The sequence below is a fragment of the Lentzea sp. NPDC060358 genome, from assembly GCF_042725365.1.
In the GTDB taxonomy this organism is placed as follows: domain Bacteria; phylum Actinomycetota; class Actinomycetes; order Mycobacteriales; family Pseudonocardiaceae; genus Lentzea.
Genome location: NZ_JBHXCW010000292.1, coordinates 1 through 8718, shown reverse-complemented (window position 1 = coordinate 8718; position 8718 = coordinate 1). Strand labels below are relative to the sequence as shown.

Sequence of the window (8718 nt, the reverse complement as noted above, 5' to 3'; positions counted from 1 at the left end):
CTTCAGCGGGTTCTGCCCGGCCTCGACGGCCGCCCACTTCGGGGTCACCGGGGTGACCTTGCCGTTGGGGGACGAGTCCGCCATGGCCTTGCCGATCGCGTTGGTGGCGAGCTTCGCGGTGTCCTTCGAGGTGCCGGGCACAGCGCCACCCTCGGCGAGCTGGTCCTGGTACTTCTTGGACGACAGCAGCGCGAGGTACTTCTTCGCGGCGTCCGCGTTCTTGCTGGAGGCCGGGATCGACAGGTTCGAGCCACCGAGGAAGACGGGCGCGGCCGAGCCGGCCTTCTTCGACGGGATCGGGAACGCCGAGGTCTTGTCCTTCAGGTCCGCCTTCGCCTTGATGGCGCCGGCGAGCTCCCACGGGAGGCCGACCATCATGCCGACGTTGCCCGTGCCGAAGACCTCCATCTGCTGGGGCTTCGCCTCGTCGATGTCAGCGGGGACCTTCTTGGCGGCCGAGGCGTCGTACAGCGCCTTGTAGGCCTCGAAGCCCGCCTTCGCCTGCGGGGTGTCGAGCGTGCCGGTCCACTTGCCGCCGTCCTGCTTGGCGATGTCGCCGCCCTCGTCCCAGATGAGCGAGAGCAGGAAGTACCAGGACTGGCCGGGCAGGTACAGGGCCTGGAAGTCCGGGTTGGAGGCGTTGGCGGCCTTGAGCTTGTTGATCGCGTCGAGCCACTCGGCGCGCGAGGTCGGCGGCTGCGCGACGCCCGCGGCCTGCAGCAGGTCGGTGCGGTAGATGACGGTGCGGTTGGCCGCGTAGAACGGCACGCCGTACTGCTTGCCGTTGAGCGTCAGCGAGTCCTTGAGACCGCCGAGCCACTCGCCGCCGTTGAACTGGCTCGCGTCCGCGGTGACGTCGGCGAGCGTGCCCTGGTCCGCGAAGCTCGCGGTCTGGGTGTTGCCGAGCTCGATCACGTCCGGGGGCGTGCTGCTGGCCAGAGCCGTGGTCAGCTTCTCCTGGATGCCGGTCCACTTCTGGACCTCGTACTTGACCTTGATGCCGTTCGCGCTCTCGAACTCCTTGTTCAAGGCGTCGGTCAGGGTCGTCGGCGCGGAGCCGTCCATGAGCCACACGGTGATCTCTTTGGTCTCCGTGCTGCCACCGCTGTTCGTGCTCGTGCCACATCCGGACACGGCCACTGCCAGTGCGGCGGCACCAGCAGCGAGTCCTTTCCAGCCCTTCACAGTCGCGCCCTTTCACCAAGCCCGGCCCTCGCCGGAACGTCCAAGTGGTGTAGACCAATGCGGAACAGCGTGTGCTGCGTCACCGGTCCTGTCAAGCGCGTTGCCAAAGCGTTGCGGAGTCCTCGGACCTTTTTTGTGCCGATTGGCGGGGGTTCGCACGCGCGAACCGGCGTGGACAAGGCATCCTTGTGGTGCGTGATGTGGAGTGCGAGGAGGGGCCATGCTGGAGACGACGCCTGCAACGGGCGTGGACGCCAGGACGCGTGCGCAACGCGAACCCAAGTACTGGGGTCTCAAGCGGCACCTGCTCGACCTGCTGAGGGCGCTGCCACCGGGCTCGCCCATCCCCACGGAACGGTCGCTCGCCGCGGAGTTCGACGTCTCCAGGACGACCGTTCGCCAGGCGCTCGCCGAGCTGACGGTCGAGGGCCGGCTGCTCCGCGTGCAGGGCAAGGGCACCTTCGCGGCCGAACCCAAGGTCGCCCAGAGGTTGCAGCTGTCCTCGTACACGGAGGACATGCGCGCCCAGGGCCGCGTGCCGTCGTCCAAGCTCATCGAGGCCTCCGAGATGCCCGCGGAGGCCGAGCTCGCCCGCTACCTGGGCGTGCGTCCCGGTGCGAAGGTGCTGCGCCTGCACCGCCTGCGCCTCGCGGACAACGAGCCGATGGCGATCGAGACGACCCACCTCGCGCTCGGCCGGTTCCGCGGCCTGCGCCGGTACCTGGCGCCCGGCGCCTCGCTGTACCAGGTGCTGTCCGAGCGGTTCGGCGTCGAGATGGGCCACGCCGAGGAGACCATCGAGACCGCGCTCGCCTCCCCGGAGGAGGCGGAGCTGCTCGGCGCCGACATCGGCCTGCCCATGCTGCTGCTGTCGCGGCACTCGTTCGACACCGAGGGCAACCCGATCGAATGGGTGCGCTCGGTCTACCGCGGTGACCGCTACAAGTTCGTCGCCACCCTGAACAGGCCGTCTTGATCGCGTGGGGCACACCGCGCGCCCGCGCGGTGCTGGCCACCACGATCCTCGGTTCCGGCATGGCCATGCTCGACGGCACGATCGTCAACGTGGCCCTGCCGCGGATCGGCGCGGAGTTCGGCGCGTCGGTCACCGACCTGCAGTGGATCCTCAACGGGTACCTGCTCGCGCTGGCCTCGCTGATCCTCGTCGCCGGCTCGCTCGGCGACCGGTTCGGCCGGCGGCGCGTCTACGTCGCCGGCGTGATCTGGTTCGGCGTCGCCTCGCTGCTGTGCGGCGCCGCGTGGGACGTCCCGGTGCTGGTCGTGGCCCGTGTGCTGCAGGGCGTCGGCGCCGCGCTGCTGACGCCGGGTGCCCTCGCGATCCTGCAGTCGTCGTTCAACCGCGAGGACCGGTCCCGCGCGATCGGCGCCTGGTCCGGGCTGTCCGGCGTGGCCACGGCCATCGGGCCGCTGGTCGGCGGCCTGCTGGTCGAGGCCTGGTCGTGGCGGCTCGCGTTCCTGGTGAACCTGCCGGTCGCGGCGGCCTGCGTGGTGCTGGCGCTGAAGTTCGTGCCGGAGTCGCGCGACGAGTCCGCGGGCCACCCCAACTACGCGTCCGCGCTGGTGGGAGCCCTGGGGCTCGCGCTGCTGACGGGCGGGCTGGTCGAGCAGTCGTACGTCGTGGCGGCGGCCGGGCTGGCCGCGATGATCGCGTTCGGCCTGGTGCAGCGGCGCTCCGCCGACCCGCTCGTCCCGCCGCAGCTCTTCGCGAACCGGACGTTCCTGCTGTCCAACGTCCTGACGTTCCTCGTCTACGCGGCGCTCGGCGGCGTGATGGTGCTGCTCGTGCTCCAGCTGCAGATCTCGCTCGGGTACTCGCCGACCGCGTCCGGCCTGGCCAGCGTGCCGCTCACGATCGTGATGCTGCTGGCGTCCTCGACCTCCGGCCGGCTCGCGCAGCGCTACGGGCCGCGCGTGCAGCTCGTCGTCGGCCCGATCCTCATCGGGCTGGGGATGGTGTTGCTGCGCAACGCCGTTCCCGGCAGCTCGTACCTCACCGGGGTGCTGCCCGGCATCCTCGTCTTCGCCGTCGGGCTCGCCGCCGTGGTCGCCCCGGTGACCGCGACCGTGCTGGCCTCGGCGCCCGACCACCACGCGGGCGTGGCGTCCGGGGTGAACAACGCGGTGGCGCGCACCGGAAGCCTGCTGGCCACGGCCGTGCTGCCCGCCGCGGTGGGACTCGTGGGCGACGACTACGCGAACCCGTCGGTCATGACCGCGGGCTGGCGGATGGCGCTCGTGCTGTGCGCGGTCGCGGCGGTCGCCGGAGGCCTGCTGGCGTTCGGAGTGGACAACCGCGTGCTGGCCGCCGCGCCGGAGCAGGACGAGGCGCCGCACCCCGGCGAGTGCTTGCACTGCGGCGTGGAGGGCCCGCCGACGCACATCAGGTCAGGCGAGAAGGCGCACCAGTAGCGCGGGGTCGACGTTGCCGCCGGAGACGACGGCGACGCCGGTCCCCAGCCTGGCCTGCGCCGCGACCGCGACGGCCCCGCTCGGCTCGGTGACCAGCCGCGCCTCGCGGACGAGTGCGGTCATGGCCGCGAAGATCTCCTCTTCCGACACCGTGACGACGTCGTCCACGTACTTCGCGATGTGGGACCAGGTGAGTGCCGACGGTTCGTCCCGCAGTGCGTCAGCGGCCGTCTGAGCGCGCCGGAAGGGGTCCCAGCGCACCAGTTCGCCCGTGGTGAGCGATTCCGCGATGTCCGCCGCCAGCGCGGGTTCCGCGCCGACCACCCGGACGTCCGGGCGCAGCGACTTGACCGCCGTGGCGACACCGGAGATCAGGCCGCCGCCCGACATCGGCACCACGACGGCGTCGACGTCCGGGAGGTCCTCGAGCACCTCCAGGCCGATCGTGCCCTGACCGGCGATGACGTCGGGGTGGTCGAACGGCGGGATGAGCGCCGCGTCCCGTTCGGCGACCAGCGCCTCCGCGCGTTCGACGCGTTCGGTGATGCCGACGATGAAGACCTCCGCTCCCAGGGCTTTCGTGGCCTCGACCTTCACCGCCGGGGTGTTGTCCGGCATCACGATCGCGGCGGGAACGCCGTGCAGCCGGGCCGCGAACGCCACGGCCTGGGCGTGGTTGCCGCTGGAGTACGCGACCACGCCCCCGGCGCGGTTCTCCAGCCGCGCCAACGCGTTCAACGCGCCGCGCAGCTTGAACGCGCCGACCGGCTGGAGGTTCTCCGGCTTGATCCATCCAGGACCGAACGGCAGCAGCGGCGTGCGCACCACGTGGGGTGCGATCACCGCCGCCGCCGAGCGGACTTCTGACAACGTGATCATCCGAGGATCGACGCCAGCAGGGACGGCTCGATGTTGCCCCCGGAGACCACCGCGACGGTCGGGCCGCTGAGCAGATCGCGGTTCAGGTACGCGGCCACGGGCACGGCGCCGCTCGGTTCGGCCACCACCCGCGTGCGGAGGGCGATCTGCTTCACGGCGTCGCGGATCTCCTCCTCGGAGACCGTGACGAAGTCGTCCACGTACTCGCGGATGTGCGACCAGGTCAGTTCCGACGGCTCGGCGCGCAGGCCGTCCGCGGAGGTGCGGGCGCGGTCGTGGGCGTCCCAGCGCACGAGCTCGCCGGCGGCGAACGACGCCGTGGCGTCCCCGGCCAGCTCCGGCTCGACACCGATCACGCGGACCTCCGGGCGCAGCGCCTTGATCGCCGTCGCGACGCCCGCGATCAGCCCGCCGCCGCTCACCGGCACCAGAACCGTTGCCACGTCGGGGAAGTCCTCGGCGATCTCGAGGCCCACGGTGCCCTGGCCCGCGATGACGTCGAAGTGGTCGAACGGCGGGATGAGCGCCGCCCCGCGCTCCTCGACGAGCTCGGCGGCGCGCGACTCGCGCTCGGTGATGCCGACGACGAACACCTCGGCGCCGTGCGCCCGCGTCGCGTCGATCTTGATCTGCGGTGTGTTCTCCGGCACCACGATCGCCGCGGGGATGCCGAGGGTCTTGGCGGCGTAGGCGACCGCTTGCGCGTGGTTGCCGCTCGAGTACGCGACGACACCGCGGGCGCGTTCCCCGGAAGGGATGCGGGACAACGCGTTCACGGCGCCGCGCTGCTTGAAGGCGCCGATCGGTTGCAGGCACTCGGGCTTGATCATCAGACCGGAGTCGAAGGTCAGCAGGGGAGTGCGGACGACGTGCGGGGCGATCGCGGCGGCAGCCGTCCGGACGTCTTCGAGTGTCACCAGGCGCATGCCGTCGATGATGCCCGTCACCAGGCCAGAACCCGTGAACTGTGCCCAACGTCCTACGGGTGACAGCGGCCGGTGTCGGGTGCCGCCGGCGGTCGGGGGAGCGGAAGTGCTGGCGGGCAATCGTTGCCGGAGTTCCGGGGTGCCGCCGGTCCGTCATCGTCCGGCAGCGCCACGGCGACACCGCCACCCTCGTCGTTGCTCGAGCCGCTCCGGCCGGGGAGGGGGTTCGGGGCCTTCGTCTACTTCCGGTCCCATTCGGTGATCACTTCACTACGTTGAGCGACAGTTAACTGTCAATTGCTACGCAACGGAGTTGATCTGTCGTGAGCTGTGACACACTTCGACCACGAACGGGGTTGAGCGTCATAGCCGGAAGTTCGGAAACTTCACTCGAACGGGCGAAGTTTTAGGCCCAAATGAGACAGAGGGAGGGCGCGATGAGGCTCGTGGAAGCACCACTTGAGCGCGGCGCCCTCGGATCGGCACCACCACGGACGGGATTGGGAGGGGTGGGGCGACCCCTGCCGCCGCCCCACCACCCGTCCCCCTAGAGCCCCCGAGAGAGGTCCCTGCAACCGATCTCTCGGGTTCCCCTGCACCCGAAAGTGAGGGAGACGTCTGATGAACCGCACGAGTGCGGCCCGTGTTACCGGTGCCGTGTTGCTCGCCACCGGAGTCGTGACTGCTCTCAGCGTACCGGCGTTTGGCGCCCCTGCTGCACCAGTCGCCCCAACCGGTTCCGACACGGAGAGCTACCCGGCCGAATTGCTCCAAGCGATGCAACGCGATTTGGGCCTGAACGCTGACCAGGCACGCGTCCGGTTGGCGTCCGACCAGAAAGCGGGCGAAGCCGCGGAGCAGGCGAAGGCCTCTCTGGGCGACGCGTTCGGCGGAGCGTGGATCGACCAGGCGAGCGGCAGACTGACCGTCGCCGTGACCAAGTCGGGACTCTCCGTGACCGGCGCGGACACGAAGGTCGTGCCGAACTCGCTGAGCCAGCTCAACGGGACGAAGTCGGTCCTCGACCTCATGAGCGCCCCTTCGGCCATCACGAGCTGGCGGGTCGACGAGAAGTCGAACTCCGTCGTCGTCGAGGTCAACAAGAACACCCGGGACGCCGCGGCGGACAAGTTCATCGCCACCGCGAAGTCCATCGGTTCGGCCGTGACGGTCGAGGAGGTCACCGAGAACCCGACGCCGCTCTACGACCTGCGCGGCGGTGACGCCATCTACATGGGTGGCGGACGCTGCTCGCTCGGCTTCTCCGTCACCGGCGGCTTCGTGACCGCGGGCCACTGCGGCACCACGGGCACGGCCGTCCAGGGCTCCAACCGCGTCGCGGCCGGCTCGTTCGCGGGCTCGACGTTCCCCGGCAACGACTACGCCTGGGTGCGCACGAACTCCAACTGGACCCCGCGTCCGCTGGTCAACCGCTACAACGGCTCGAACGTGACGATCACGGGCTCCAGCGAGGCGGCGGTCGGCGCGGCGATCTGCCGGTCCGGCTCCACCACGGGCTGGCGCTGCGGCACCGTCCAGGCCAAGAACCAGTCGGTGAGCTACCCGCAGGGCACCGTGCGCAGCCTGACCCGCACGAACGCCTGCGCGGAGCCCGGTGACTCGGGTGGTTCGTGGGTCGCGGGCACGAACTACAGCCAGGCCCAGGGCGTGACCTCCGGTGGTTCGGGCAACTGCTCGTCCGGCGGCACGACCTACTTCCAGCCGGTCAACCCGATCCTGTCGCGTTACGGCCTCACCCTGACGCGCGGGTAACTGCTCCACTGCGCACAGCGCCGCGGCACCTCCGAGGTGCCGCGGCGTTCTCAGTTCACGAGAACGATCTTGCCGTGGGCGTGCCCGGTCTCGCTCAGCCGATGGGCCGCCGCGCCTTCGCCGAGCGGGAAGACCCCGGCCAGCGGCACGGTGAAGAGGCCCTCGTCGGCCAGTGCCGCCGCGTCGGCGAGCCCGTGCAGGGCCTGGCGGTCCCCTAGGAAGGACGACCGCACGCCGTCCGGCGGGGACGTGTCGGCGATCGTCAGCACCCGGTCCGGTGAGCCCGCGATCGTCACGAGGTCCGCGATCTCGCCCGCGCAGTGCAGGACCGCGGTGATCTCCGGCACCCGGTTCGCCAGGCCCGCGCCGTGGGTGACCGGGGTGGCGCCCAGGCCGGCCACGAAGTCCTGCGTCCGAGGACCGGCCGTGCCGACCACCTCCGCGCCGCGGGCGACGGCCAGCTGGATCGCGAGCGTGCCGACCCCGCCCGCCGCTCCGGCGACGAGCAGCCGCGTGCCCTCGCCGACCTGGAGCAGGTCCAGGGCCCTCGTGGCGGTCTCGGTGTTCGCCGCCGCCCCGCCCGCCTGCTCCCAGCTCAGGGCCGCGGGCTTCGGCGCCCACGCGGCCAGCACGGCGTGGCCGGCGTTGGCGCCGCCCAGCTCCGCCAGGTCGACGATGCCGAAGACCTCGTCGCCGAGTTCGACGCCGGTCACGCCTTCGCCGATCTCGTCGACGACGCCCGCCGCGTCCACGCCCGGCACGTGCGGGAGCGGGACGCGCCGCCCGAGCCGTCCGGCGCGCAGGGCGGTGTCGGCGGGCGTGACGCCCGACGCGCGGACGGCGATGCGGATCTTGCCCGCGCCGGGGTGGGGTTCGGCCATCTCGCCGACTTCCAGCACGTCAGCGGGGCCGTGCTCGGTGTAGAGGAGTGCTCGCACGGCGGCGAAACTAGTGGAACAGGGCGTCCGCTCGACCCAAACTGAGACGGTGGAGGTGCAAGTGACTCACAACCTGCGTTCGGACGCCCGGGACAACCGCGACCGCATCCTGGAGGTCGCCCGCGAGGCCTTCGCCGCGGAGGGGCTCGACGTGGCGATGCGGGAGATCGCGCGCCGCGCGGGAGTCGGTCCGGCCACCCTCTACCGGCGGTTCCCCACCAAGGAAGCGTTGGTGGTGGAGGTGTTCGCGGAGCAGATGCGGGCCTGCTCGGCCGCGGTCGCCGCGGGCCTCGCGCACGCCGACCCGTGGGAGGGGTTCCGCCGGACCGTGGAGGAGGTCTGCGTCGTCCACGTGCTCAACCGGGGGTTCGCGGCGGCGTTCACGAGCGCGTTCCCCAGGGCGGTCGACTTCGCCGAAGTCCGCGCCACGGCGTTCCGCCGGCTCGCGGAGCTGGTCCGCCGGGCGAAGGGGAGCGGCCGGCTGCGGGCCGACTTCACCGTCGACGACCTGGTGCTGCTGCTGATGGCGAGCAGCGGCGTGCGGGTGGCGACCCCGGCCGCCGCGCGCCGGTTCGCCACCCTCGTGC

General features: G+C 71.3%; 8 protein-coding genes. 4 read left to right on the top strand and 4 right to left on the bottom strand.

Annotated elements, in window-relative coordinates; genetic code table 11:
* On the bottom strand, positions 1 to 1065 hold a 1065-nt coding region (locus tag ACFWGZ_RS36625), incomplete at its 3' end, for an extracellular solute-binding protein (protein WP_382456181.1).
* A gap of 340 nt (positions 1066 to 1405) precedes the next feature.
* Here ACFWGZ_RS36625 and ACFWGZ_RS36620 point away from each other — a divergent pair.
* Entirely contained in the window at positions 1406 to 2161 is a 756-nt protein-coding gene (locus tag ACFWGZ_RS36620; protein ID WP_090055433.1) for a GntR family transcriptional regulator, read from the top strand.
* Positions 2158 to 3615, top strand: a complete 1458-nt coding sequence (locus ACFWGZ_RS36615; RefSeq protein WP_382456180.1) for an MFS transporter — start codon at positions 2158 to 2160, stop codon at positions 3613 to 3615. Before ACFWGZ_RS36620 ends, ACFWGZ_RS36615 begins: the two co-directional genes overlap by 4 nt.
* On the opposite strand, the gene ACFWGZ_RS36610 is transcribed toward ACFWGZ_RS36615, so the two are convergent.
* Positions 3592 to 4494 (bottom strand): threonine/serine dehydratase, encoded by a 903-nt coding sequence (locus ACFWGZ_RS36610; RefSeq protein ID WP_382456179.1) that lies wholly within the window; start codon positions 4492 to 4494, stop codon positions 3592 to 3594. The two genes, ACFWGZ_RS36615 and ACFWGZ_RS36610, sit on opposite strands and share 24 nt — an antisense overlap.
* Positions 4491 to 5420: a threonine/serine dehydratase gene (locus ACFWGZ_RS36605; RefSeq protein ID WP_382456178.1), complete on the bottom strand. Its 930-nt coding sequence runs from the start codon at positions 5418 to 5420 to the stop codon at positions 4491 to 4493. The genes ACFWGZ_RS36610 and ACFWGZ_RS36605 overlap by 4 nt, the downstream gene beginning before the upstream one ends.
* Positions 5421 to 6197: 777 nt before the next feature.
* Here ACFWGZ_RS36605 and ACFWGZ_RS36600 point away from each other — a divergent pair.
* Entirely contained in the window at positions 6198 to 7193 is a 996-nt protein-coding gene (locus ACFWGZ_RS36600) for a S1 family peptidase (protein ID WP_382456177.1), read from the top strand.
* Between the two features lie 50 nt (positions 7194 to 7243).
* Here ACFWGZ_RS36600 and ACFWGZ_RS36595 read toward each other — a convergent pair whose 3' ends face one another.
* On the bottom strand, positions 7244 to 8131 hold the full coding sequence (locus ACFWGZ_RS36595; protein WP_382456176.1) for an NADP-dependent oxidoreductase: 888 nt from the start codon (positions 8129 to 8131) through the stop codon (positions 7244 to 7246).
* 61 nt (positions 8132 to 8192) lie between these two features.
* Between ACFWGZ_RS36595 and ACFWGZ_RS36590 the strand changes: the two genes are divergently transcribed.
* A partial coding sequence (locus ACFWGZ_RS36590) for a TetR/AcrR family transcriptional regulator (protein WP_382456175.1) occupies positions 8193 to 8718 on the top strand: 526 nt, incomplete at its 3' end.